Annotated in this window: 23 protein-coding genes; 16 read left to right on the top strand and 7 right to left on the bottom strand. The window is 66.5% G+C overall.

Annotation, left to right across the window (positions count from 1 at the left end; translation table 11 throughout):
• Positions 1-30 precede the first annotated feature (30 nt).
• Both AXYL_RS17585 and AXYL_RS17580 read right to left on the bottom strand, forming a co-directional pair.
• The gene (locus AXYL_RS17585) at positions 31-264 is read right to left on the bottom strand and encodes a ferredoxin (protein WP_013394177.1); all 234 of its coding nucleotides are present in this window, start codon (positions 262-264) and stop codon (positions 31-33) included.
• A gap of 6 nt (positions 265-270) precedes the next feature.
• Positions 271-1,491 (bottom strand): cytochrome P450, encoded by a 1,221-nt coding sequence (locus AXYL_RS17580; protein ID WP_013394176.1) that lies wholly within the window; start codon positions 1,489-1,491, stop codon positions 271-273.
• 292 nt (positions 1,492-1,783) lie between these two features.
• Here AXYL_RS17580 and AXYL_RS34055 point away from each other — a divergent pair, with 292 nt between their 5' ends.
• From AXYL_RS34055 to AXYL_RS17535, 9 genes are all read left to right on the top strand, one after another.
• A complete protein-coding gene (locus AXYL_RS34055) occupies positions 1,784-2,728 on the top strand; it encodes an AraC family transcriptional regulator (RefSeq protein WP_013394175.1) in 945 nt (314 codons plus the stop codon).
• 672 nt (positions 2,729-3,400) lie between these two features.
• A complete protein-coding gene (locus AXYL_RS17570) occupies positions 3,401-3,733 on the top strand; it encodes a hypothetical protein (RefSeq protein ID WP_013394174.1) in 333 nt (110 codons plus the stop codon).
• A gap of 342 nt (positions 3,734-4,075) precedes the next feature.
• Positions 4,076-4,756 (top strand): RraA family protein, encoded by a 681-nt coding sequence (locus tag AXYL_RS17565; protein ID WP_013394172.1) that lies wholly within the window; start codon positions 4,076-4,078, stop codon positions 4,754-4,756.
• Positions 4,753-6,006 carry an aminotransferase class I/II-fold pyridoxal phosphate-dependent enzyme gene (locus AXYL_RS17560; protein WP_013394171.1) on the top strand — a complete coding sequence of 418 codons (1,254 nt, stop codon included), beginning with the start codon at positions 4,753-4,755 and terminating at the stop codon, positions 6,004-6,006. Before AXYL_RS17565 ends, AXYL_RS17560 begins: the two co-directional genes overlap by 4 nt.
• Positions 6,007-6,057: 51 nt before the next feature.
• Positions 6,058-6,879, top strand: a complete 822-nt coding sequence (locus tag AXYL_RS17555; RefSeq protein ID WP_013394170.1) for an ABC transporter substrate-binding protein — start codon at positions 6,058-6,060, stop codon at positions 6,877-6,879.
• Between the two features lie 118 nt (positions 6,880-6,997).
• Positions 6,998-7,687: an amino acid ABC transporter permease gene (locus tag AXYL_RS17550; protein WP_013394169.1), complete on the top strand. Its 690-nt coding sequence runs from the start codon at positions 6,998-7,000 to the stop codon at positions 7,685-7,687.
• Positions 7,680-8,369 carry an amino acid ABC transporter permease gene (locus AXYL_RS17545; RefSeq protein ID WP_013394168.1) on the top strand — a complete coding sequence of 230 codons (690 nt, stop codon included), beginning with the start codon at positions 7,680-7,682 and terminating at the stop codon, positions 8,367-8,369. The genes AXYL_RS17550 and AXYL_RS17545 overlap by 8 nt, the downstream gene beginning before the upstream one ends.
• An 11-nt stretch (positions 8,370-8,380) precedes the next feature.
• Positions 8,381-9,115: an amino acid ABC transporter ATP-binding protein gene (locus AXYL_RS17540; RefSeq protein ID WP_013394167.1), complete on the top strand. Its 735-nt coding sequence runs from the start codon at positions 8,381-8,383 to the stop codon at positions 9,113-9,115.
• A 44-nt stretch (positions 9,116-9,159) separates the two neighbouring features.
• Complete coding sequence (locus tag AXYL_RS17535) at positions 9,160-10,125, top strand: LysR family transcriptional regulator (protein ID WP_013394166.1); 966 nt, start codon at positions 9,160-9,162, stop codon at positions 10,123-10,125.
• Between the two features lie 32 nt (positions 10,126-10,157).
• Here the strand turns inward: AXYL_RS17535 and AXYL_RS17530 are convergent, their stop codons facing one another.
• Positions 10,158-10,547: an I78 family peptidase inhibitor gene (locus AXYL_RS17530; RefSeq protein ID WP_013394165.1), complete on the bottom strand. Its 390-nt coding sequence runs from the start codon at positions 10,545-10,547 to the stop codon at positions 10,158-10,160.
• A 287-nt stretch (positions 10,548-10,834) separates the two neighbouring features.
• Here AXYL_RS17530 and AXYL_RS17525 point away from each other — a divergent pair, with 287 nt between their 5' ends.
• The 6 genes from AXYL_RS17525 (at position 10,835) to AXYL_RS17500 (ending at position 17,856) form a co-directional block, all read left to right on the top strand.
• A complete protein-coding gene (locus AXYL_RS17525) occupies positions 10,835-11,683 on the top strand; it encodes a MurR/RpiR family transcriptional regulator (protein ID WP_013394164.1) in 849 nt (282 codons plus the stop codon).
• A 19-nt stretch (positions 11,684-11,702) separates the two neighbouring features.
• A complete protein-coding gene (locus AXYL_RS17520; RefSeq protein WP_013394163.1) occupies positions 11,703-12,950 on the top strand; it encodes a diaminopropionate ammonia-lyase in 1,248 nt (415 codons plus the stop codon).
• The gene (locus AXYL_RS17515) at positions 12,947-14,203 is read left to right on the top strand and encodes a M20 family metallo-hydrolase (protein WP_013394162.1); all 1,257 of its coding nucleotides are present in this window, start codon (positions 12,947-12,949) and stop codon (positions 14,201-14,203) included. The genes AXYL_RS17520 and AXYL_RS17515 overlap by 4 nt, the downstream gene beginning before the upstream one ends.
• An 18-nt stretch (positions 14,204-14,221) precedes the next feature.
• Positions 14,222-15,175 carry an N-carbamoyl-D-amino-acid hydrolase gene (locus tag AXYL_RS17510; protein WP_013394161.1) on the top strand — a complete coding sequence of 318 codons (954 nt, stop codon included), beginning with the start codon at positions 14,222-14,224 and terminating at the stop codon, positions 15,173-15,175.
• 145 nt (positions 15,176-15,320) lie between these two features.
• The gene (locus AXYL_RS17505; RefSeq protein WP_013394160.1) at positions 15,321-16,652 is read left to right on the top strand and encodes an MFS transporter; all 1,332 of its coding nucleotides are present in this window, start codon (positions 15,321-15,323) and stop codon (positions 16,650-16,652) included.
• A 55-nt stretch (positions 16,653-16,707) separates the two neighbouring features.
• Entirely contained in the window at positions 16,708-17,856 is a 1,149-nt protein-coding gene (locus AXYL_RS17500; RefSeq protein WP_041653866.1) for a YgeY family selenium metabolism-linked hydrolase, read from the top strand.
• On the opposite strand, the gene AXYL_RS17495 is transcribed toward AXYL_RS17500, so the two are convergent.
• Positions 17,823-18,758: a LysR family transcriptional regulator gene (locus AXYL_RS17495; RefSeq protein ID WP_013394158.1), complete on the bottom strand. Its 936-nt coding sequence runs from the start codon at positions 18,756-18,758 to the stop codon at positions 17,823-17,825. The genes AXYL_RS17500 and AXYL_RS17495 overlap by 34 nt on opposite strands.
• Before the next feature lie 101 nt (positions 18,759-18,859).
• On the opposite strand from AXYL_RS17495, the gene AXYL_RS17490 reads away from it, so the two are divergent.
• Positions 18,860-20,146: an SGNH/GDSL hydrolase family protein gene (locus AXYL_RS17490; RefSeq protein ID WP_013394157.1), complete on the top strand. Its 1,287-nt coding sequence runs from the start codon at positions 18,860-18,862 to the stop codon at positions 20,144-20,146.
• 16 nt (positions 20,147-20,162) lie between these two features.
• On the opposite strand, the gene AXYL_RS17485 is transcribed toward AXYL_RS17490, so the two are convergent.
• From AXYL_RS17485 to imuA, 3 genes are read right to left on the bottom strand one after another with little or no spacing between them, the layout of a single operon-like run.
• On the bottom strand, positions 20,163-23,387 hold the full coding sequence (locus AXYL_RS17485) for an error-prone DNA polymerase (RefSeq protein ID WP_013394156.1): 3,225 nt from the start codon (positions 23,385-23,387) through the stop codon (positions 20,163-20,165).
• Between the two features lie 6 nt (positions 23,388-23,393).
• A complete protein-coding gene (locus AXYL_RS17480; protein ID WP_013394155.1) occupies positions 23,394-24,863 on the bottom strand; it encodes a Y-family DNA polymerase in 1,470 nt (489 codons plus the stop codon).
• The gene (gene imuA, locus AXYL_RS17475; RefSeq protein WP_013394154.1) at positions 24,793-25,497 is read right to left on the bottom strand and encodes a translesion DNA synthesis-associated protein ImuA; all 705 of its coding nucleotides are present in this window, start codon (positions 25,495-25,497) and stop codon (positions 24,793-24,795) included. Before imuA ends, AXYL_RS17480 begins: the two co-directional genes overlap by 71 nt.
• Positions 25,498-25,647 lie beyond the last annotated feature (150 nt).

Raw genomic sequence — 25,647 nt, 5'->3', positions numbered from 1 at the left:
CAATCCGCCGTCTCACGGCCCGGAGCGTGCTCAACCATGCGAAGCCCGCGCTGGGTCGTCGGACGCGCTGAAGAAAATGGCCTGTGTCGGACACTCGCTGGCGGCCTGCGAGATCGCCGCCGCATAGTCGGCCAGCGGCGCGTCAGGCACGATTCGCGTCCGGTTCGTGTCGTAGTCGAGCGCGAAGACCTGGGGGCAAAGCGCCGCGCAGTTGCCGAAGCCGCAACACATGCCGTTCAGGATCTGGACAGTGATTTGACTCATGGCCGTTCAACCTTGCCCGGCGCGGAGCGAGACCGTCATGCGCAGGAGCATCGGGAAGGTCAGGTCCGGCACGCGCTCGAAGCGCGTTTCCGTCAGCCGCATGGCGGGAAATCGCTGGAAGATCGTGCGCAGCAGCACGTCGCCTTCCAGCCGGGACAGCTGAGACCCCAGGCAGAAATGGCCGCCGCCCGCGAACGCCAGATGGCGGTTGTCGGGACGGTCGATAAGGTAGTGATCGGCCTGCGCGAAGCGGTTCTCGTCCCGGCTCGCCGCATGCAGCCCCAGCAATAGCCGCTTGCCCTGCGCGACGGGCTGGCCGCCGATCGTGAGAGGCTCGGACGCGTAGCGGTGCACGAAATGCACCGGCGAGTCATAGCGCAGCGACTCTTCCCAGGCGTTGCGAGCCAGGTCGGGCTGAGCCACCAGCCGCGCCCGTTCGCCGTCGTGGTTCAGCAGGGTCAGTACCGTGTTGGTCATCGCCACCTTGGTGGTGTGGTAGCTGGCCACCAGGAAACCGATCAGCGTGGTCACCAGCTCGGAGCGCGTCAGGCCGTTGTCCCCGCCCTCGGCGGCCATCAGTGCGCCGACGAAGTCGTCCTCGGGCAGTTTGCCCTTGAGCGTGTCCAGCACGTCATCCATGTACTCGTAGTAGTAGGCTGCCGAGGCATCAGCCTCGGCCAGACGTTCCGGCGTGATGTCCGATACGCTCAATACCGCATTCAGGCCATGCTGACGCGCGAACAACTCTGGGGCGTCGGACACTGGCACGTGCAGTAACTGACAAGCAATTTCCGCGGGCACCGGGTCGGCAAACGAAGACACGAAGTCGATTTCATCCTGGCCCTCGAGCCTGTCCAAATGCTCGACGATGACCTTTTCCACCCAGCCGCGCATGTTGGCGACGGTCTTGGGATTGAACGCAGGGGTGACGATGCGGCGGATGCGGGTGTGGTCGGGCGCGTCGATGTTCGGCAGCGACTCCCGATAGAAGCGTGCCCCCGCGCCCTGGCCGATGCGCTCGGGAAACACGCCGGGTGCCTGCTGCACGGTCGCCAGCGGATTGCGCAGCACTTCGTCCACATCGCTGTAACGCGTTAGGACGATGCACTCTTCGCCATTGATGTCCATCTCGAAATGAGGAAAGTCGCTTTGCAGGCGGCGATAGGTCGGATATCGGTCGGCGAGGAAAGCCGCGGACTTGAGATCGGGGATGTCGGTAGGGCGCATCGCATTCTTCTTGAAATGGGTGAACGATCCGCCGCGCGTCTTGAGTCCCAGCTTAGTGTCTCCTGTGCTCGGAACGTCTGCGCGTCGGCCTGGCGGGAGTATGGTTTCGCGCCGCCGTGCAAGGGACTCGTTTCCTTTTGCGAAAGCGCCACCGGCGGGGGGCTGTCCGGATGTTCGGGGATTCACGGATTGCGCGCCTGTCCGACAGTGTTTAGCTTCCGGCATGGCCGCTCGAGTAAAAATTGGTGCCGCATGCCCCTCCCCGGAGGGTCGAAATGGATGAAGGACACAGATGGACCCGATAAGCGCCGCGCTTGACGCTTGCCGCCTCGCCGAGATCGAGGCGGGTCAGGCGCAATCAAGCAGCCCATGGGCCGTGCACATGCCTGGCGGCGTGTGGCCGGTGTCGCTGTATGTGTTCACCGGCGCGGGCTGCAACCTGCTCATGACCCGTTCGGGGCAAAAGAGCGCGGTGCGCGACAAGACCGTGTGCCTGATCCTGCGCGCCCAGGAACATATCGTCCAGGACGCGTTGCACACCTCTCCCAACCAACCCGTGGATCTGCGCAATCCCGCCAATGCCGACCGCTTCCGTACGCTCGCGTTCGGCGAGTCGCCTGATACGGGCGTCACGTCGACGTTCTACGCCGGCATGGCGCCGGCCAAGGGCACGAGCACAGCGCTGTTCGACGCGTTGCCCGACGTGCTGCAACTGGACTTCGATGAACTGCCGCTGTGGCTGTGCCGCGCGACCGAATCCATCCGCGACGAATTGACTTCGCAGCGCCCGGGTTTTCGCGCCGTGGCATTGCGCCAGGCCGAGTTGGTCGTGATCCACTTGATCCGGCACTACATCGCTACGCACACGGCGCTACTGCCGGCATGGATAGCGCTGCCCGAGCATTCAAGGGTGGCGCTGGCGCTGCGCGAGTTCCACCGCGACATTTCCCGACCTTGGACGTTGGAAATGCTGGCCAGCGCTGCCGGCACCTCGCGCTCGCGGCTGATCGCCGCGGCGCAACGCGAGCTGGGCGCGGGCATTTTCAATTACGTGACTCGCATCCGGATGCAGGAAGCCGCGCGCCTGCTTGCCGACACTTCGATGTCGGTGGGCCGGATTGCCTGGCAGGTGGGCTACCAGTCCGAGGCGGCGTTCTCGATCGCGTTCAAGCGCTACAGCGGCGAGCAGCCGAGGCAGTTCCGTGCAGGCGACCGGCGGCCGTTCGCGCTACGGTAGGCCGATGCTAACTGCACAAGATTTGTGCGCCAAGCTGACCTCTCAGCTCGCTCAGCTCCGCTTCATCTGTCCCGCCCTGAACTTTCCATCAGCCCGGCTCAGAGCGGCGCGCCAGTCGAGCTAAAAGTGGTGTTCAATTCCCATGTACTCGCCTGCTGCAGCGTAATCTCAGTGACCGGCAGTTTGGTCGACCTGAACGGCCCTTGCCACGTCCGGCTGCTGAGACCGACGCAATCCTGCGCCGCCAACTTCCCTGCTACCGCTGGCGCCGTCGGCCCTGTGGATGGACGTACTGCCGCTTGTCGCGCGCGGCTTAGCCGCATTCGCCGCCTCCATGCCCTCGCGGGCACCGTGGGTCCGACGCGCGGCTCGCTGGGGCACCGCGTTAGGCATCAGCTCTATCCCCGCAGCAGGTAGCTTCAGCTCTGAAGGAGATTTTCGCGCGCAAGGTAAATGGCCGCTTTGGGTTGTGCATTCAACCGGTCTCTCAATGTGTGAAGTTCAGCACCTCCTACACCGCAGCGGAATTGCCACTCTTGTGGCGCTCAGCCGCTGTCCATGCGGTAGACTTTTCCCCACTACCCCACCGGTAGTTCGGTTTGGAAGCCGGAAAGCTATAGGCGGATAGCTGCAACGCATGCGGCTTGACTCATCCCTATAGGAGGCAGCCCCATGCTGCACCACCCCCTGACCGAAAACCCTTGGTCCATCGATACCAATCTCGAATCCGGCCCAGTCTCCCTTTCCCACATCCACCAAATAGACCGTGCCCGCTACGCCATCCAGACCATCGCCCGCATGGTCGGTAACAGCGCATCCGAACCCGATGCAACCGGCTCGCCGCCGCTGGATGCCTGGTCGGTGGCTGCGTTAATGGGAGGAGTGGAGGGCCTTTGCGAACACATGGCTATTTTGACCGACGCCATGTTGGAACAAGCGCTGCATGGAAAGGACGACGCAGATGCAGGTGACGCGATGCACGAGGCGCTGGCGTTGATTCAGTAGTGGCGACGAAAGCGCGACGCGCCGATCGCTGATCCAGGAGTACCAAGGGAATGGTGTTCGCCTACAGTCTCGACGTCGAAGCCGACATCGAAGTGCAGGCGGGCACTACCTTCTTCCCCGGGGCAGTGGCGTTGATGGAAACACACGACGCCAAAGACAACGTCTAACCTCTGGACCCCGGACTCGACCCCACTCAACCACGAATAAGGGATAACCCTAGTCATCACCATTCACGAATAAAATTCCTACATCACCGGGAATTTATATCGTTTTGAGGAACACCCCCTGGGGCCTTGTAATGCGTGTTCGCTTAACGCTGTCCACGCATTTACCCCCAGACTCATGAATCCCATCGGATACCGCATTCTTCCCCGTTCCGGCCCGGCCGTCTCGGCCGACGTGCTGGCCGGCTTCGCCGCCATAGGCTCGGCCCAGATCAGCGACTGCATGAACCGCCTCTACGGCGTTTCGGGCCTGCGCCCGCTGCACGCCGGCGCCCGCCGCACGGTCGGCTTGGCGCTGACCGTCAAAACCCGCCCGGGCGACAACCTGATGATCCACAAGGCGATTTCGCTTGGCGGCGCGGGCGACGTGATTGTTGTCGACGGCGCGGGCGACACCAGCAATGCGCTGGTGGGCGAGCTGATGATGATGGATGCGCAGTCGCGCGGCATCGAGGGTTTTGTGATCGACGGCGCGGTGCGCGATCTGGATGTGTTTGCGCAGGGCGAGTTCGGTTGCTATGCGCGGGCCGTGTCGCACAAGGGTCCGTACAAGGATGGTCCGGGCGAGATCAATGTGCCGGTGTCGGTGGGCGGCCAGGTGGTCAACCCGGGCGACGTGGTGGTGGGCGACGCCGATGGCGTGGTGGTGATTCCCGCCGAGCATGCCGCGGCTGTGCTGGCTTTGGCGCAGAAGAAGGAAGCCGACGAGGTGGTGGCGAAGGAGAAGCTGCGCGCCGGCACCTATACCAAGCCCTGGCTGGAGAAGACCCTGGCCGAGAAGACGGGAGCCGCGAAATGAGCCAAAGCGTGAGCCAAACCTCGAGCCAAACCCAAACCCCGCAACCCACCAGCATCGTCGCCGACCGCATCAAGCGCATCAAGCTGTCGCCCAGCGTAGCCGCGCGCGCCATCATCGCGGAACTGCGCGAACAAGGCCGCCGCATCATCGACCTGACCATCGGCGAGCCAGATTTCTCGACGCCCGAACACATCCGCCTGGCAGCCACCGCCGCCATGAACCGCGGCGAAACCAAGTACCCGCCGGCCCAGGGCACGGTGCCGCTGCGCCGCGCCGCCGCCCAGCACTTGCTGGAAGCGACCGGCGTCGACTATCCCGTGGGGCGCATCATCGTCAGCACGGGCGCGAAGCAGGTGATCTTCAACGGCCTGGCCGCCACGCTGAACGATGGCGACGAGGTGCTGATCCCCGCGCCGTTCTGGGTGTCGTACCCGGACATGGTGCTGGTCAACGGCGGCGTGCCGGTGGCGGTGGAGACCTCGCCGGCGACCGGCTACAAGGTCACGCCCGAAGCGCTGGAGCGCGCGATTACGCCGCGCACCAAGTGGCTGATGATGAACGCGCCCAGCAACCCTACGGGCTCGGTCTATAGTGCGGACGAGCTGCGCGGCCTGGCCGAGGTGCTGAAGCGCCACCCCCAGGTGTGGCTGATGACGGACGATATCTACGCCCGCCTGAATTTCACCGGCGAGCCGACGGTGCATCCGCTGCAGGTCGCGCCGGAACTGGCGGCGCGCACGCTGGTGGTCAATGGCGTGTCCAAGGCTTATGCCATGACGGGCTGGCGCATCGGCTATGGTGCGGGTCCGGATGAGCTGATCAAGGCGATGGCTATCCTGCAGTCGCAGAGCACGTCGGGCGCATCGTCCGTGAGCCAGGCGGCGGCGCTGGAGGCCTTGTCGGGGCCGCAGGATTGCGTGGCCGAGTTTGCGCAGGTGTTCCGCCAGCGCCGCGATCTGGCGATTGCGGAATTGTCGGGTACGCAGGGCCTGGATATCGTCGTGCCGCAGGGCGCGTTCTATGTGTTCCCGGACTGCTCGGGCCTGTTGGGCAAGAAGACGCCGGCGGGCGACGTGATCGCGACCGATACCGATCTGACGCACTATCTGTTGCGCGAAGCGGGCGTGGCGGTCATCGACGGCCATGCCTATGGCGCGCCGGGCACGTTCAGGTTGTCGTTCGCGGCTTCGATGGACGATATCAAGCAGGGCTGCTCGGCCATCCGGGAAGCTTGCGCCAAGCTGGCCTGAGGCCGGGCTAAGCAGTCAGTTCACCATACAACCATACAAGGGGAATCAAGCATGAAACGTCACACTCTTTTCGCCGCCTGCCTGGGCCTGGCGACGCTGGCCCTGGGCGCCGTCGCCCAGGCCGACCAGGTGGATGACATCAAGGCGCGCGGCGAGCTGATTTGCGGCACGCTGGGCACGTCGCAGCCGTTCAGTTTCCAGGATGGCACGACGCGCCAGCTGGTGGGCTATGACGTGGACGTGTGCAAGCTGGTCGCGGACAAGCTGGGCGTGAAGATCAGCTACAAGCTGCTGTCGGTGGCGGCGCGGGTGCCGGAACTGAATGAAGGGCGGGTGGACATCCTGGCGGCCAACCTGGGTTATTCGCCGGACCGGGCGCAGCAAATCGGCTTCAGCCACGCCTATTACGTCAGCCCGCAGAAGCTGCTGGTGCGCAAGGATTCAGGGCTGGAAACGGTGGAAGCGCTGAACGGCCGCCGCATCGGCGCGACCAAGGGTTCCAGCTCGGAGCGCGAGATCAAGCGCATTCTGGACAAGTCGCAGGTGATTGGCTATGGCGACAGCTCGGCTACCTATCTGGCCTTGCAGCAGAAGAAGGTGGACGCGCAGTTCGCTTCTGAGCTGGTGCTAGTGCGCCTGGTGCTGCAAAGCCCGCCGACCGCGCCCGTCAGCGTGATCGCCAAGTCGGTGTTCGACGAGCCTTGGGGCCTGGGCGTGCGCAAGTCCGAACCGCGTTTCCTGGAAACGGTGAACCAGGCGCTTGATGAGGCCGAAGCCTCGGGCGTGGCCGCCAAGCTGTTCGACAAGTGGTTCGGCCCCGAGACGCCGTACAAGTTGGAGCGCGGCTTCAAGATCGGTCCGATTGCGGGCTGAGGTCGGGTCAAGCACCACCGCGAGTCCCTCGTCACGGGTTCCGGCGCCGCATCCAGCGGGCGGCCGGAACCCGTGACGTTTGGCCTGGGCCTCGCGCTAGCAGGAGATTGATTGTTTTATGAGCCTACTTGACGCTTCCCAATACCAACTGCTGTTGAGCGGCATGGCTGTGACCGTGCAGCTGTTCCTGGTTGCCTGGGTCATGGCCTTTGCCATTGCGGTGACGCTGGTGGTGGTGCGCGCGACCAATCTGGCGCCTTGTCGCTGGCTGGTCGACGCCTACGTGGAATACCACCGCAATGTGCCGCTGCTGGTGCAGGTGCTGTTCTGGTATTTCGGCATGCCCGAGCTGCTGCCCGAGGGTTTCCGCATGTGGCTGTACCAGCACAACGCCGAGATGTCGCTGGCGGCGATCGCGCTGGCGCTGGGGTCGGCGGCGTATATCGCCGAGGACATCCGCAGCGGTTTGCGCGCCATTCCCTTTACGCAGTTCGAGGCCGCCCGCGCGCTGGGCGCCAGCTATCTGCAATGCATGCGTTTCGTGATCGTGCCGCAGGCGGTGCGGATTTCGATTCCGCCGCTGGTGGGGCGCGCGCTGCTGCTGTTCAAGAACACCAGCGTGGCGATGGCCATCGGTGTGATGGAGCTGACCTACCAGGCCCGCGAGATCGAAAACGAGACCTACCGCACCTTCGCCACGTTTGGCGCCGCCACGATCATGTACCTGCTGGGATCGTTCCTCATCATGCTGATCGGATCGCGCATCTATGACCGCTATCGCTTGAACCGGGGAGGCCACGGTGCTTGATCTACTGTCTCAATACTGGCCCACGCTGCTGGTTGGCCAATACCCCAACGGGCCGCTGGGCGGACTGGCGCTGACGCTGATCCTGGCCGCCTGCGGCCTGGCTTTGTCGCTGCCGCTGGCGCTCTTGATCGCGCTGGCCCGGGTCAGCCCCTATGGCTGGCTGCGCACGGCCAGCAAGGCGCTGGTCAACGTGGTGCGCGGCATGCCGTTGCTGATGCTGATCTTCTGGGCCTACTTCGTGGTGCCCAAGCTGACCGGGCAGGTGATCAGCGGCTTCTGGACGCTGATCTTTGCGCTGGTGGTCTATGAAAGCGCCTATCTGTCGGAAGTGATCCGCTCGGGTATCGAGGCGGTGCCGCGCGGCCAGATCGAAGCGTCGCGTTCGCTGGGCGTGGGCTACTGGACCACGATGCGGCGGGTGGTGCTGCCGCAGGCGCTGTTCAACGTGCTGCCCAGCATGACCAGCCAGTTCGTCTCCACCATCAAGGAGACCTCGCTGGGCTATGTCATCAGCGTCAACGAGTTGACCTTCGCGGCCAACCAGGTCAACAACCTGGTGCTGACCAAGCCGCTGCAAGTGTTCGGCATCCTGGCCATCATCTATTTCCTGGTGTGCTTCAGCCTGAGCCGCGGGCTGAGCTGGCTGGACCTGCGTATCCGCCGCTCGCGCGCCATGGCTTGAAGGAACAAAACATGATCAATCTAGAAAAAGTGAACAAGTGGTACGGCGCGCATCACGTGCTGAAGGACGTGGATCTTTCGGTGGCGCGCGGCGAGGTTCTGGTGGTGTGCGGCCCGTCGGGCTCGGGCAAGTCCACCATGATCCGCACCATCAACCGGCTGGAGCCCATCGAGAAGGGGCGCATCCTGATCGACGGCAAGGACATCTATGCCAAGGGGGCGGACCTGAACGCGCTGCGCCAGAAGATCGGCTTCGTGTTCCAGCAGTTCAATCTGTTCCCGCACATGAGCGTGCTGGAGAACGTGATCTTTGCGCCCGTCAGCATCCGCAAGCAACCGCGCAAGCAAGCCGTGGAGCTGGCGCGCGGGTTGCTGGAGCGGGTGGGGCTGGAGCACAAGATCGACGCCTATCCGGGCTCGCTGTCCGGTGGCCAGCAGCAGCGCGTGGCGATCGCCCGGGCGCTGGCCTTGCAGCCGCCGGTGATGCTGTTCGACGAACCGACCAGCGCGCTCGATCCGGAGATGGTGGGCGAGGTGCTGCAAGTGATGAAGGGCCTGGCCAAGGACGGCATGACCATGGTGTGCGTGACCCACGAAATGGGCTTCGCGCGCGACGTGTGCGACCGGGTGGTTTTCATGGACGCGGGCGAGATCCTGGAGATGGATACGCCCGAGCGCTTCTTCAGCGCGCCCTCGCATCCGCGCGCGCAACGCTTCCTGGCGGACATCCTGCATCCGCGCGGCTGAGGCCGGGCGGCAGGCGTTGCCATGATGGTAAGGTGAGGGTTTCCATGCGTTTCGCATCGACCGCCGCGATGTACACCCTCAAACAGCTAGAGGCGTTCTACTGGAGTTCCCAGCTGGGCAGCTTCAGCGCATCTTCCCGCAAATTGCACACCACCCAGTCGGCGGTCGCCAAACGGGTGGGCGAACTGGAAGCCTTTGCCGGCGCGCCGCTGTTCGAGCGCCGCGCCAAGAAGCTGATCATGACCCCGCAGGGCCGCAAGCTGTACGAGCTGGCGCGGGAAATGCTGGACCTGAACAGCCGCATTGTGCAGAACATGGCCGACCCGGCCAGCTTCGAAGGCGTGGTGCGGCTGGGCGTGACGGAACTGGTGGGTATGACCTGGCTGGCGCGGCTGATCAGCCAGATCAGCCTGCGCTATCCGCGCGTGCAGCTGATGCCGGAGATCGATGGCGGCATCACGCTGTATGAAAGGCTGGAGCAGGACGAGCTGGACCTGGCCATCATGCCGGGTCCGTTCTGGGGCTATCAATATGATTGCGTGCACCTGGGCGCGGTCACCAATGTCTGGATGGCCAGTCCGGCGCTGGATATCGACTTTTCCGCGAAGCTGACGCCGCAGGACCTGGCGCCTTATCCGGTGATCTCGCAGCCTACCAATTCGGCCTTGTCGCATCTGTACGATGCCTGGTTCGCGGAACAGGGCCTGCCGGTCAAACGTGTGCTGACCTGCAACAGCCTGGGAATGATGGCGCAGCTGACGATGCTGGGCCTGGGCATCAGCTATCTGCCGGGCGCGTATTTCGCGCCGCTGGTGGAGCGCGGCGCGCTATGCCGCTTGAATGTGCAACCCGACCTGCCCACGATCAATTACTACGCGGTGCACAAGAAGAACATCGTCAACCCGGTGGTGGCCCGGGTGATCGATATCGCGCGCGAGGAATGCGCTTTCGAGGTGGCGGGGGCGTTCCTGCCCCATGTGCCGCCGGCGGTCAGGCCGCCAGAGGCGTAGCGCGAGGCCGGCCGGGCCGACCCCGCGAGGCATCAGCCGCAGCGGATGGCGGTCATGACGTCCTTATCGTCAACGATCAGGTTCAAGCGCGTAGCGTTGTACTCCATCGTGACCAATTGGCCCGGACGCAACATGCGGGCCGTGGCGCTGCCGCTGCGGGTGCGCAGTTCTTCCATGACGGATGCGGTGGCCTTTTGGCCGATCTGGGATTGCAGCGCCGCGGCGTCGCAGGTCTTGCCGCCGCCCATGGAGGACGACGAGCCATAGGACGAGCCGCCGTACGTGCTGGTCCCGGCGTCAGAGGAGGACGCGCTGCCGGAGGAGCTGGAGGCCGCCGGCGCACTGGATGAACGCGGGGCGCCGGTGTTGGCGCATGCGGTCAGGCTGGCGACCAGCAGGAAAGGGATCAGCTTTCGGATCATGTAACGCTCCTTACAACAACTCGTCGAAAAAGCCATGATAGACCAGCCATGGCGGGCTGTGACCGGGAGCGGATGCGGCCGGCGCGAGGTGTTGCCGTTATAGGACGCTGTGCGCGTTCTTGCGCATGCAGGGCCGCCATGGCCTTGACGCCCGCTCATCGAATTCCTTTCCAGGCGTCCAGATTTCCGTGGGCATTCGCCGCTGCGCGACGATCCGATTTTTGCGTTGACACTGTAGTTTCATGAATATATATTTGTGAAACTACAGTTTCATAGACGGGATCATCATGACTTCGGTGTTGCAGGAGCGCATCCTCGCGCTGCAGGACAGCTTCACGGACAGCGAGCAGCGGCTGGCCAGCGTGACCCTGGAGTGCCTGGGCAATATCGCGGCCTATTCGGGCGCCGAGCTGGCGCAGAAGGCGGGCGTGTCCAAGGCCACGGCGGGGCGGTTTTTCCGGCGTCTGGGCTACGAAAATTTCAACGAGGTGCGTGCGCAGGCGCGCGACGAGGCGGATCGTGGGTCGCCGCTGTACGAGATGGCGGGCGTGCGCCCGCCGGACGCGACGGGCGACGCGCTGGCGGAGCATCTGGCCACGGACTTGCAGAACCTGGCGCAGACCTTCGAGCGCCTGGACAGCCGCGACGTGGAGCGGGCCATCGAGCTGTTCGCCGGCGCTCGCCGCATCTGCATCGCAGGCTTTCGCAATGGACGGGTGCTGGCGCAGTACGCCTGGGCCTTGCTGACGCAGCTGCGCGACGGCGTTGCGTTGGTGCCGGGTGCGGGTTTGAACCTGGCCGAGGATCTGGCCGACCTGGGGCCTGACGACGTGCTGCTGGTGATGGATTTCCGGCGTCGCGTCACGCTGCTCAAGCCCATCGTCGAACACGCGAACCGGGTAGGCGCGAAGGTCGTGGTGCTGACCGATCCGACCGCTACCGAATTGCCCGCGCGCTCGGACCTGGTATTGCGATGCGTGAACAGCGGCGCGGCCGTGTTCGATTCCTACGTCGCCGCCACCAGCGTCATCAATCATCTGTGCTCGGCCCTGGCTCGCAAGCTTGGACCTGCCGCGCGCGAACGTCTGCAGAACATAGAACGCCTGCACGAACACTACGGCGACTTGCATCGCTGAATTCCAAGAGGAGACTGACTTGAACCATCCCATTCCGAACATCCGGCTGCAGTACGCGCCCAACCCGGCTTTTGAGCCGGCCGCGCCTTATGGCCAACGGCAGCTGGACGTGCTGGGTGGCCAGGCCTATGCGCTTGCCGAGACGCAGATCCGCCGCTGGCCCGGCTATCAGCCGACACCGTTGCGGGATTTGTCGGGGCTGGCCCGGGCCGCGGGCGTGGCGGGTATCCGGTACAAGGATGAGGGCGGCCGCTTCGGGCTGGGCAGCTTCAAGGCCTTGGGCGGCGCCTATGCCGTCAGTCGCCAATTGCTGCGGGAATTGGCGGCCAAGCTGGGGCGTGACGATCTGTCGGTCGAGGATTTGCTGTCCGGCCGCTATCGGGAATTGACCCAGGCCATGACGGTGACCTGCGCGACCGATGGCAACCATGGCCGTTCTGTCGCCTGGGGCGCGCAACGCTTTGGCTGCCTATGCGTGATCTACATCCACGCGACCGTTAGCGAAGGGCGCAAGCGGGCGATTGAGCAATATGGCGCGCAGGTTGTGCGCACGCCTGGAAATTACGACGATTCGGTGCGGCAGGCGGCGGAAGACGCGGCTCGGCTCGGACGTTATGTGGTGTCGGATACGTCGTATCCCGGCTATATGGAGGTGCCCAAGGACGTGATGCAGGGGTACGCCGTGATGGCCGACGAGGCATTGCGCCAGCTGCGCGAGGCGGGCGATGGCGAGTTGCCGACGCACGTGTTCCTGCAAGGCGGCGTGGGCGGGCTGGCTGCCGCGGTCTGCGCGCATTTCTGGGAGCAGCTGGGCGAGCGTCGTCCGCGTTTCATCGTGGTGGAACCGGACAAGGCGGCCTGCCTGTACGAGAGCGCCCGCGCCGGCAAGCCGGTGGCGGTGCATGGCGATCTGGATACGGTGATGGCCGGGCTGGCCTGCGGGGAAGTGTCGCTGCTGGCGTGGGAGGTGCTGCATCCCGGCGCGCAGGCTTTCCTGACGGTTGACGACGAGGCCGCGCTGGAGACGGTGCGTCTATTGGCTGGCGGCAAGTATGGCGACGCGCCCATCGTGGCTGGCGAATCGGCCGTCGCTGGGCTGACCGGTTGTCTTGCTGCGCTGGCCGAGCCGGCAGTGCGTGATGCGCTGGGCCTGGACGCAGGCAGCCGCGTGCTGGTGTTCGGCAGCGAAGGGGCGACCGACCCGGAACTGTATCAACGCATCGTCGGGCGGAGCGCCGCCGAAGTCGAAGCCGAGGCTGTGGTATGACTGGCGCCACGCTTGAGGCCGGCCGCGAGGCCGTGCGGATCGACGGCGCCCGCCTGTTGCGCCGCATTGCCGACCTGGCGCGGGTCGGCGCCATCGAGGGCGGCGGCGTCTGCCGCCTGGCGCTGACGGACGCGGACCGGCAGGGACGCGATCTGGTGGTGCAGTGGATGCGCGAACTGGGCCTGGCCGTGACGGTGGACGGCATAGGCAATGTGGTGGGCCTGCGGGCCGGGCGCAAGGCCGGCCCGCCCGTGATGACAGGGTCGCACATCGACACGGTACGCACCGGCGGTCGCTACGACGGCAACCTGGGGGTGCTGGCCGGGCTGGAAGTGGTCGCGGCCTTGAACGACGCGAGCGTGGTCACTGAAAGGTCGATAGCGGTGGCGTTCTTCACCAACGAGGAAGGCGCGCGCTTTGCGCCGGACATGATGGGCAGCCTGGTGTTCCAGGGCGACTTGGCGCTGGCGGATGCGCTGGCCACGGTCGGTATAGACGGCACCACGGTGGGCGAGAACCTGGCCCGCATCGGCTATGCCGGGACGGCTCCGGTAGGCAATAACGAGGTGCATGCCTTTGTCGAGCTGCATGTGGAACAGGGGCCGGTGCTGGAGCATGAGGACTACACCATCGGCGCGGTGACCGGGGTGCAGGGCATCCACTGGATCGAGTTCACCGTGCGGGGAGTGTCCAACCATGCCGGCACCACGCCAATGGCGTTGCGCCATGACGCCGGCATCGTGGCGGCGCGCATCGCGTGCTTTGCACGGGATCTGACCGTCGAATTGGGGGCGGGGCAACTGGCGACTGTTGGCCAGGTCAATCTGTTTCCCAACCTGATCAACGTCATCCCCAACCGCGCCACCTTCACGCTGGACCTGCGCAACACCGATGGCGCGGCCTTGCAGGAGGCGATTGCGCGCTGCATGAAGTACGCGGCGCAGGCTGCGGCGGACGAAGGGGTGGAACTGAGCCATCGGGTGCTGGCCGATTTTGCGCCGGTGGCGTTCGACGAGGCCATCGTCGGCCGGGTCGAGGACATCGCGCGTAGCCGCGGGCACCGCGTGCGGCGGCTGCCCAGCGGCGCCGGGCACGATGCCCAGATGCTGGCGCGCATGTGCCCGACGGGCATGGTGTTTGTTCCCAGCGTGGGCGGGCTGTCGCACAACGTCGCCGAATTCACGCATGACCAGGATATCGAGGCGGGCGCCGGCGTGTTGCTAGAGCTGATGCTCGAACTCGCAGAACAATGAAACCGTAGGAGACTGAACATGTCACGCATCATCAATGTCGCGGCCGCGCAGCTTGGGCCGATTCAGCGCAGCGACACACGCCGCGACGTCGTCGAGCGCCTGCTCGCGCATCTGCGCCAGGCCCATGCCATGGGCTGCCAGCTGGTGGTTTTTCCGGAACTGGCGCTGACGACTTTCTTTCCGCGCTGGTACATGGAAGATCCGGCCGAGATCGACGCGTTCTATGAAAGCGAGATGCCCGGTCCGCAGACCCGGGTGCTGTTCGAGACCGCGCGCAAGCTGGGCATAGGCTTTTACCTGGGCTATGCGGAGCTGGCGGTGGAGCAGGGCGTCAAGCGCCGCTTCAACACGTCGATCCTGGTGAACCAGAACGGCGACATCATCGGCAAGTACCGCAAGGTGCATTTGCCTGGGCATGCCGAGCATGAGCCGTGGCGCGCATTCCAGCATCTGGAGAAGCACTATTTCGAGCCAGGCGAGTCGTTCGATGTCTGGCGCGGCTTTGGCGGCGTGATGGGCATGGCCTTGTGCAACGACCGCCGCTGGTCCGAGACCTATCGCGTGATGGGCCTGCAAGGCGCGGAAATGATTCTGCTCGGCTACAACACGCCGGTGCACAATCCGCCGGCGCCCGAGCATGACGACCTGTCCATGTTCCACAACCACCTGGTGATGCAGGCGGGCGCCTATCAGAACGGCACCTGGGTGGTGGGCGTGGCCAAGGCCGGCAAGGAAGAGGGCTGCGAGATGATAGGCGGCAGCTGCATCATCGCGCCGTCGGGCGAGATCGTGGCCGCCTGCTCGACCAAGGGCGATGAGCTGGCGATCGCGCGCTGCGACCTGGACCTGTGCCTGTCCTACAAGAGCACGACTTTCAATTTCGGCCGGCACCGGCGTCCCGAGGCTTACGGCCTGATCACGGAACGCAGAGGCGCGGTGGAACCTGCGCCGGAGGTGGCGGCAACCGCCTGACCTGCGGCGCGGCCAGCGCGGACCGTCGATAGACCGTCCGCATAACCGGTCCGGACGTTTCCTTCCCATAAAAAACAGCATGCGGACGCCCCGAGCGCCTGCAGGGGAGCGTTCGGCCTAAAAAAACAGACCCCAAGGTGAAAATATGGACCAGTCAGTCGAGAGTATTGCGGCGCCTCCGGTTGCCGCAGACAAGGATCCCCTGGCGGCGCGGGATGACGCGCTGTATCGGAAGGTGGCGTGGCGGCTGCTGCCGTTTTTGATGGTGTGCTACATCGCGGCGTTTCTGGACCGGGTGAACGTAGGCTTTGCCAAGCTGCAGATGCTGGACGATCTGAAGTTCAGCGAAACGGTGTACGGCCTGGGCGCGGGCATTTTCTTCATCGGCTATTTCCTGTTCGAGGTGCCGAGCAATGTGCTGATGCACCGCATCGGCGCGAAGAAGACGCTGGCGCGCATCATGATCCTGTGGGGCATCATCTCGGCCGCCATGGCCCTGACGCAGACGCCGACCCAGTTCTACATCCTGCGCTTCCTGCTGGGGGCGGCCGAGGCCGGCTTCTATCCCGGCATCATCCTGTACCTGACCTATTGGTTTCCGTCGAACCGGCGCGGCCAGATCGTGGCGGTGTTCATGACGGCGGTGCCGTTCGCCGGCATCCTGGGCGGGCCGCTGTCGGGCTGGGTGATGGAATCTTTCCATGACACGCATGGTCTCGCTGGTTGGCAATGGATGTTCATCATCGAGGCGATTCCTTCGGTGCTGTTGGGCCTGGCGGTGTTCTGGTACCTGGATGACCGCATCGACGATGCGCGCTGGCTGTCGACCACAGAGAAGTCGCGGCTGGGCCAGAACCTGCTGCGCGAGAAGACCGCCAAGACCGAACACGTGTCGATGCTGACGCTGCTCAAGGACCGGCGCGTGGTCCATATGGCGCTGATCTGCTATTGCACGGTGTCCAGCCTGTCCGGCCTGGCGTTCTGGATACCGTCGGTGATCCGCTCCACCGGCGTGGTGTCGCTGCTGGACATCGGCCTGCTGACGGCGGTGCCGAACATATGCGCAGTGATCTCGATGGTGCTGGTGTGCCGCCATTCGGACGCGACGCGGGAGCGCCGCTGGCACATGATCGTGCCCTTTCTGGTGGGTGGGACGGGTCTGGCGCTGAGCACGCTGTTCAGCCATAACCCGATGTTGGCCGTGGCCATGCTGTCGGTGGCGGCCGCCGGTTGCATGGTGTGCTCGCCGCTGTTCTGGAGTCTGCCGACGGCGTTCCTGGAAGGCAAGAGCGCGGCGGCGGGTATTGCCGGGATCAATTCGTTCGCAGGGTTGGCGGCCTTTGTCAGCCCGTACGCGATCGGTTGGATCAAGGACCTGACCGGTTCGACCGACTGGGGCATGTATTTCCTCGCCAGCTTCGCGCTGATCGGGGCGGTGCTGGTGTATCGCGTGCCGAAGAGCCTGGTCAACCGGTAGGCGTCGCGCCTCTCCACATCGGCGGGCGCGCCGCGCCCGCCACTCTCAGACAGGAATGATGATGACTCTGGACGTAGTTGCATTGACGCAGGCGATGGTGCGGGTTCCGAGCCTTTCGGGCAAGGAAGGCGAGATGGCGGCGCTGATGGCCGCGACCATGCGGGAGGCGGGCTTCAGTTCGGTCACGACCGATAGCAATGGCTCGGTGCTGGGATTGATCGGCCCCGAGGATGCGGACGTGGCCCTGTTGTTCGACGGGCACATGGACGTGGTGCCGGTGGCGGGCGAGTGGCGCTTCGATCCGTTCGGCGCCGAGATCCGGGATGGACGGCTGTATGGGCGCGGCAGCACCGACATGAAGGGTGGCATCGCCGCAGCGATTTGCGGCGTGGCGGAGGCCGCGCGGGATGGCTTGAAGCGCCGCGTGGCGGTGTCGGCCAGCGTGCTGGAGGAAGTCATCGAAGGGCATGCGCTGGCTTCGGTGCTGGACATCTGCGCACCGCAGGCGGTGGTCATCTGCGAGCCCTCGAAATTGCAGATCAAGGCGGGGCAGAAGGGACGGGTGGAGTTGCTGCTGACCTTCCACGGCAAGCCGGCCCATGCCGCGACGCCGCACATCGGCGTCAACCCCTTGCATGCCGCAGCCCGGGCGCTGGCGGTCCTGGAGAGCTTGCCTTTGCCGCACGATGAGGTGCTGGGCCAGGCGCTGCTGGTGCCGACGGATATCGTGTCGCATCCTTACCCGTCGATTTCCATGATTCCGATTTCGACGACGATACGTTTTGACCGGCGCACCGTGTCGGGCGAAAGCCTGGAGGACGTGCTGGCGCAGATCCGCGGGCATCTGGCCGCCCATGGCCTGTCCGATTTCACCTTGCGGGTCAGCGAGGACCAGGTGGCGACCTATACCGGGCAGCATGCCACGCCGCCGCGCTGGTTGCCGGGTTGGCGTTGCGATGCAGAGGCCAGCTTGTTGCAGGCCGCGCGCACGGCGGTCAGCGCCAGCGGCCGGGATCCGGTGGTGGGCAGCTGGGCATTCTGCACCAACGGGTCGGAATCGGCCGGACGCCGCGGTATCCCGACGATAGGATTGGGCCCGGGCAATGAAGAGGATGCCCACACGATCGACGAATCCATTGCGCTGGAGCAGCTGGAAGGCGCGCGCGACATCTATCGGACGCTGGTCCGCGCCGTCTGCGGTTGAGGCGTTTGCATGCCGGGCAGGCGGGCCAGCCGGTCGTTCAGGAAGTCGATCAGCAGCCGCGCGCGCAGCGACTGGTAACGGCGCGACGGGTAGATGAGGTAGGCCTCTTGCGGCGTGGCGCTCCATTTGGGCAGCACGCGCAGCAGTTCGCCGCTGGCGACCAGGTCCTGCACCAGCCACGCGGGGCATAGGCCGATGCCGGCGCCCATGGCCAGGCTTTCGCGGATGGCCAGGGCGTTGTTGACGCGGAAACGTCCCTGGGTCTGGACGGTGGCGAGGGTGGCGCCCTGGTGCAGTTCCAGGGTGTCGCCCGCGGCCAGCCAGGCAAAGCGCACGTATTCGTGGGCGGCCAGATCGCGGGGCGCGCGGGGCTTGCCGCGCTGCGCCAGGTAGGAGGGGGCTGCCACCAGGTAGCGCGGCGACTCGGCCGCCTTGCGCGCGATGGCGTTGGGCGGCAGGTTGCCGCCCAGGCGCAGCGCCACGTCCACGCCTTCTTCCACCAGGTCCACGAACCGGTCGTTCAGGATCAGTTCGACCTGGATGTCGGGGTATTCGTCCAGGAACTTGCGGACCAGTGCATTCAAGCGGAACTGGCCCAGCGCCACGGGCGCGTTGATGCGCAGGAAGCCGGCGGGCTTTTCGGTCTGGCCGCGGGCGTCGGCGACGGCTTCGGAATATTCCTCCAGCACGCGGGTGGCGCGCTCGTAGAAACGCTTGCCTTGCTCGGTGGGTACGACGCGGGTGGTGCTGCGTTCCAGCAGCCGCACGTTAAGGTCCTTTTCCAGCGCGGCGACGATCTTGCTCAGGGCCGGTTGGCTCAGCGCCTGTTCGCGGGCCACGGCCGACAGTGTGCCCAGCTCCACGGCGCGGACGAAGGCCCGCATGGCGCGCAGGGTATCCATGGTCATTCCTTTTTGGAAGAAGTGGTATGCAGTTTAGGGTTCTACCGGTGAAATTGGGAAGAACCTATCGTGACGTCACTTTCTCTTTTTCTGGAGTCGTCATGAATCGCTTCAATCTTCATTCCCTGGTTTCGGCCGTTGCGTTGGCCGGTGGCCTTTCGGTCCTGGCCCCGTCCGCCGCCATCGCCGCGCAGCCTCCTGTTCAGGCCGATGCCGCGCGTTCCAGTTGGGTCAGTTCCTGGTTCGCCAGCCCGCAACCGCTGTGGGAGGATTCTTTCGTGCTGCCCACGGAAATGCCGGCCGAATTGCGCGGCCAGACGCTGCGCCAGACCTTGATGCTCAGCGTGGGCGGACCGCGCCTGCGGGTGGTGTTGTCCAACCGCTATGGCACGCAGCCCCTGGAGATCGGGGCGGCCAGCGTTGCCTTGGCCTCCGGCCCTTCAAAGATCAGTCCGGCGTCCAGCCGCGGACTGGCCTTTGGCGGTCGGCCAAGCGTGACGGTGGCGCCGGGCGCGCAGGTCGTCAGCGATCCGGTGGACCTGCCGGTAGCCGCGCTGGCCGAGCTGGCCGTCAGCCTCTACTTCCCGCAGGCCACGCCGGTGACGACCTTCCATTGGGGCGCGCAGCAGACCGGCGCCCTGGTGCGGGGCGATGCCACTGCGGCGGCGGAGCTGCCGGATGCGCAGGCGCTGCAAGGCCGGGCCTTCCTGGCCGGGATCTGGGTCGAGAGCCCGTCGCGCGCGCCGGTGGTGGTGGCGTTTGGGGATTCCTTGACCGATGGCAATGGCTCGACGCCCGGCGCCAATCGCCGCTGGCCGGACTTCCTGGCGCGCCGTCTGGCGCCGCAGGGCATGGGCGTGGCGAACGCGGGCATTTCGGGCGCGAGGGTCTGGGGCGACAAGATGGGCGTGAACGCGATGGCGCGCTTCGATGCCGACGTACTGTCGCAGCCTGGCGTGCGCACGGTGGTGATGATGATGGGCATCAATGACATCGGTTGGCCGGACAGCGGCTTCGCGCCGGACGACGCGCCCATGACGGCGGCAAGGTTGACCGAGGGCTACCGGCAACTGGCGGAGGCCGCCCACCTGCGCGGCGTGCGCATCGTGGGTGGCACCATCGCGCCGTATGAAGGCTCGCTGCACGGCACGCCGCTGTCGGGCCACTACAACCCGGCGAAGGATGCGGTGCGGCGGGAGGTGAACCGCTGGATTCGCGAAAGCGGCGTGTTCGACGCGGTGGTGGATTTTGACGCGGTGCTGCGTGATCCGGCGCATCCGGCGCGGCTGCTGGCCGCGTATGACTCGGGCGACCACCTGCATCCCAACGATGCCGGCTACCAGGCCATGGCGCAGGCCTTGGATCTGGCCACGCTGTTCGGCGATTGAGATGCGTCCGGAGCGGTCAGTGGAAATTGCGGCTCTGGGTGTTCAAGTCGCCCAGCAGTTCGGACAAATCCACCAGGCGTTGCGCGATCAGGTGGCGCACGCCGTCCACGCTTTGCCAGGATCCATAGACGCCCAGCAGCGAGGCCCCCAACAGTTCCCGGCGCTGGCGTTCGATGAGTTCCGTACGCACGACCACGTTGACGGGGCCGGTCTCGTCTTCCAGCGTGACGAAGATCACGCCCTTGGCGGTCTGCGGGCGCTGGCGCACGGTGACGATGCCGCAGGCGCGCGCCACGCGCTTGTCGGGGTAGCCGTTCAACACCGAGGCGGGCTGGAAATTGCGCGCCGCCAGTTGGGGGCGCAGCAGGGCCACGGGGTGGCTGTGCAGGGTCAGGCCCACGCTGCGGTAGTCGGCCGCCACGGTCTGGCCCTCGGAGGGGGCGGACAGTTGCGGCGCCTGGGTTTCCTGGATGGCGGCGTCGCGCAGCAGGTCGCGGCTCTGCACGCTGGCGGCGGCTTCCCAGCTGGCCTGGCGGCGATGGCCGGCCAGGGTGCGCAGGGCGTCGCCGGCGGCCAGGGCGTTCAGGTCATGGCGGTTGAGCGCGGCACGGCGGGCCAGGTCGCCGGTGTCGGCAAAGGGTGCGGTAGCGCGCGCGTCCTCGATGCGCCGGGCGGCGTCTTCGCGCATGCCCTGGATCAGGCTCAGTCCCAGCCTGACGGCGGGGCGGGGGCCGTCGGTGGAGGGGGCGTGCGGATGCGTGGTACGGCGGGCGCCGGGGTGGCCTTCGGGCAGGGTTTCCAGCGCCGAGTCCCAGCCGCTGATCGTCACGTCCGGCGGCAGCACGCAGACGCCGTGGCGGCGGGCGTCCTGCACCAGTTGCGCGGGGGCGTAGAAGCCCATGGGCTGGGAGTTGAGCAGGGCGGCCAGGAAGGCTTCGGGCTCGTGCCGCTTGAGCCACGAGCTGGCATAGGCCAGCAGGGCGAAGCTGGCGGCGTGGCTTTCGGGGAAGCCGTATTCGCCGAAGCCTTCGATCTGGCGGAACAGCGCCTCGGCGAAGTCCAGCTTGTAGCCATGGGCCAGCAGGCCGCCGACCAGCTTGGTACGGTATTTGTCCACGCCACCCTTGCGCTTCCAGGCGGCCATGGAGCGGCGCAACTGGTCGGACTCGCCGGGCGTGAAGCCGGCGGCCACGACGGCGATCTGCATGACCTGTTCCTGGAAGATGGGCACGCCCATGGTGCGGCTGAGCACACCGCGCACTTTTTCGCTGGGATAGGTTTCGGGCTCCTTGCCCTGGCGGCGGCGCAGGTAGGGATGGACCATGCCGCCCTGGATCGGCCCTGGGCGCACAATGGCCACCTGTACCACCAGGTCGTAGTATTGGCGCGGACGCAGGCGCGGCAGCATGGTCATCTGGGCGCGGGATTCGATCTGGAACACGCCTATGGTGTCGGCGTCGCAGATCATGTCGTAGGTAGGTGTGTCGTCCGGTGGGATGTCTTGCAGCCGCAAGGGCTGGCCGCGGCGCTGGCCGGCCAGCTCCAGCGTGCGGCGCAACGCCGACAGCATGCCCAGCGCCAACACGTCCACCTTCAGCAGGCCGAGTGCGTCCAGGTCGTCCTTGTCCCATTGCACGACGCTGCGGTCCGCCATGGCGGCGTTCTCGATGGGCACCAGGCGCGACAGCTTGCCGCGTGAAATCACGAAGCCGCCGGGGTGCTGCGACAGGTGGCGCGGAAAGCCCATCAGCGTCTGCGCTAGCGATGCCCAGTGCCGCGCCACCTGCGATTCCGGGTCCAGGCCGCAGGCGCCCAGGGTGCGCAGCATTTCCTTCTTGCCGTCCCACCATTGGTGGGCGCGCGCCACGGCGTCGATGACACCGAGGTCCACGCCCAGCGCGCTGCCGGTATCGCGCAATACGCTGCGCGGGCGGTAGGAGATGACCACGGCGGTCAGCGCGGCGCGCTCGCGGCCATACTTGCCGTAGATGTACTGGATGACCTCTTCGCGGCGCTGGTGCTCGAAGTCCACGTCGATGTCGGGCGGTTCGTTGCGCTCCTTGCTGATGAAGCGTTCGAACAGGTTGTTGCCGCGCACCGGGTCCACTTCGGTGATGCCCAGGCAGTAGCAGACGGCCGAGTTGGCGGCCGACCCGCGGCCCTGGCACAGGATGCCCTGGCCGCGGGCGAATTGGACGATGTCGTAGACCGTCAGGAAATAGGCTTCGTAGTGCAGGTCCGTGATCAGGGCCAGTTCTTTTTCGATCTGCGTGGTGACGCTGTCCGGCGTGCCCAAAGGAAAGCGGCGGGCGGCTCCGGCCAGGGTTTCCTGGCGCAGATAGGTCGCCGGCGTGTGGCCGCGCGGAATGATCTCGTCCGGGTATTCGTAGCGCAGCTCGTCCAATGAGAAGGCGCAGCGGCGGGCCACGGCCAGCGTCTGGGCCATCGCTTGCGGCGGGTACAGGTTGGCCAGCCGCATGCGCGTGCGCAGGTGCTGCTCGGCGTTGCCGGACAGTTCGTAGCCGCACTGCGACACCGGCTGGCGGGTGCGGATGCCGGTCAGCGTGTCGTGCAGCGGCTTGCGCGAACGTAGGTGCATCTGCACCTGGCCCAAGGCCACGAGGGGCAGTTCCGCGGCCTGCGCGGCTTGTTCGACCGCGGCGCGGTGCAGGTCGTCGCGCGAGCGGTGCAGCAGGGTCAGCCCGACCCAGGCGCGGTGGGGGAAGACGCGCGCCAGCCAGCGCGCCTGCTCGGCCATGCGGTCGGCATCGGTGCCGTAGGCGGGACTCAGGATGGCCAGGCATTCGGGCAGGTGGCGCAGATGGGCGTAGCCCGCGGGCGGATCGGTGAGGTCTTCGGGCGCCAGCCGGTATTCGCCCTTGGGCGCGCGGGTGCGGGCCAGGGTGATCAATTCGGACAGGTTGCCGTAGCCCTCGCGGGTCTGCGCCAGCAGGGTCAGGCCCAGCGGCGCGGCGTCGGGCGCGGCGCGCAGCTGGAAGGTGGCGCCGATGATGAGCGGCAGCTTGCGGGCGCGGGCCTCCACGTGGGCGCGGACCACGCCCGCCAGCGAGCATTCGTCGGTGATGGCGAGGGCGGCATAGCCCAGCTCGGCGGCGCGGTCGATCAGTTCCTCGGGGTGCGAAGCGCCCTGCAGGAAAGAAAAATTGGACTGGCATTGCAGCTCGGCGTAGCCGGGCAGCTGCGCCAGGATGCCGGGGGTATCGTCGTCGTCCATGCGCATGCCGCTTCAGGCGTAGAGCCCATGCAGGAACCAGCGGGCGTGCTCGTCGTCGCGCTCGCGGTAGATCCAGTAGCGCGCGGCGGCGGCGTCCTCGGCGACGAAGTAGTCGCGCACGGTCAGGGCCGGATCCCACCAGCCGCTTTCGATGCGTTCCGGGCCGCGCATCAGCCGCAGCGCCTGGCCGCCGTACTGCGGGCGATGGCCGGACAGCTTCAAGGGTAGCGGCGGGTCCAGCAGCCAGAAGGGTCGGTCCAGTAGCGCGGGCAGAGGGGCGGGCCGCTGGGGCGGCGACAGCGCGTCGCCCCAGGCGTTGGCGGCCTCGGGGCGGTGATCGGGAACCGGATGGGCGTGGCGCACCTGGTCGCGGCCCAGCCGCGCGACCAGCAGGTCCAGCAGCCGGGCATGGTCGGCGGGCGTGCCGCCGGGCTCGGGGAACAGGGTGGTGCTGGCGGCGGGCTGCTCGACCGTGTCGGGCGCCAGCAGCATCACGGCGATTACAGGCGCTTCCAGCGTGAAACGGGCCAGCTTTTCCCGCAGCAGGTGGAGGATCTGCGGCGCCTGCCACACCGGCTGGGCCAGGGCCAGCTCCAGTTCGGTGGGCGGCCGGGCGTGGCGGCCGCGTTCGTGCTCCATGCTGAGCACCACGCGGCGCACCGCCAGTTGCCGGGCGCTGAGCCAGCCGCCCAGCTGTTCGGCCAGGCGGCGCGCCACCGCCAGCACCGCGTCGGTGTGCTCGACGTAGTCCGTGAGTTCGATGCGGCGCGAAAACTGGTGCGGCGGTTCGATCCAGCGATGCAGTTCGGGCGCCTGGCCGTAGGCGGCGTCCAGGGCCTGGAGCAGTTCGGGGGCGCTGCGCCGCTGCAGGCCCGCGCGCGGCAGGGCGCGCAGGTCCGCCAGGGTATGGCAGCCGATGTCGTCGAGCCAGTCGCGGCGGGTCTGCGCCTGCGGCAGCAGGGTGAGCGGCAGGGCGTCCAGCCGCCGGGTCAGCGTGGGCAGCGTCAGGGTGCGTCGGGGCGCGCGCCGGCCGGGGCTGCGCGCCAGCAGCCAGGCGCCGGCGGCGGTGGGCGCCATGCCTAGCGAGGCGCGCAGGTCCAGCGCGTGCAGGGTGGCGGCCACCCTGCGGTGCAGGGCCTTCGGACCGCGGAAGAACATCAGGCTGGCGCCTACGTTCAGGAGCAGGGTGTCGCCGTCGGCCAGTGCGACTTCAGGGGTGTATTGCAGCAAGGCCAGCGCCGCGCCCTGTAATGCTTCGGCCTCGGCCTGGACGTCGCGGGGCAGCAGCTCGACCTCGGGGGCGATGGCGGCCGCGCCGGCGCGGCGCATGTCCGGCTTGACGCCGGCCCGGCGGGCGGCGGGCGTCAGGGCGGCGACGCGTTCCTGTTCCAGGACCGCGAACGCCTGCCCCTCAAGCGGCCAGTGCGGGCGCAGTGCGTCCAGCGGCAGGCAGCGCAGGAAGGCGGCGATCCAGAGGCGCATGGCGGGGAGAAACAGGGATGGGGGCGCCGGATTCCAGGCCCACGTACAAGGGGGTGTCGCAGGCAGGCCCGCGGCGCTTCAGGATGTGCACGGACAGGCCGCCCGCGGCCGGCGCAAGCGCCAGCCGCAAGGGGGCGGGCGTGGCGTTCTGCGCCGCGCTGCTGGGGCGCACGGCGATGAACAGCAGGTCGCTGGCCTGGGCGGCCAGGTGCAGGCGGCGCAGGGATTCGGGGCGCACGTGGGGTAGCCAGCAGATCAGGGCGCCGCAGCTGCCGTTCTTCAGGATCTGTTCGGCGGCCCAGAGCGCGTCCACGGGTTTTTCCGGCGCGACCCAGAGCAATTGGCGCGGATCCAGCCGCCAGCTCATCCAGCTGGCGATGTGAGGCGCGTGCGGCGGCTGCACCAGCGCGATGGCGCGGCGTGTTTCCAGTTGGGCCAGCGCCGGACGCAGCAGGCGGATTTCACCGATGCCGGGATGCGGGGCCATCAATTCGATCAGGGAACCCAGCGGCCAGCCGCCGTCCGGCAGCTCGGCGGACAGCGCGGCATGCCCGGTGGGCAGGGTGCGGGCGGCGCTTTGGGCCAACTGGGTGGCGCGCCACAACGCGGGGTGGATACGTTCTGGGGACTGCATGGCAATCGGTTCCTGGATGGCAGGAACCGGGGTAGTGGCCGATGCGCCATTATAGCTGTATGTATATACAGTAGTTAAAAGGGGCGGAGCGTGCCGCGAATAGTTTTGCGCCGGTAACGCCGTGGCCCAAAAGAAAACCCACCCGTACAC

Source organism: Achromobacter xylosoxidans A8 (assembly GCF_000165835.1).
Taxonomy (GTDB): Bacteria; Pseudomonadota; Gammaproteobacteria; order Burkholderiales; family Burkholderiaceae_B; genus Achromobacter; species Achromobacter xylosoxidans_B.
Note: the sequence above shows the minus strand (reverse complement) of the source record. Positions and strands in the feature narration are given on the sequence as shown.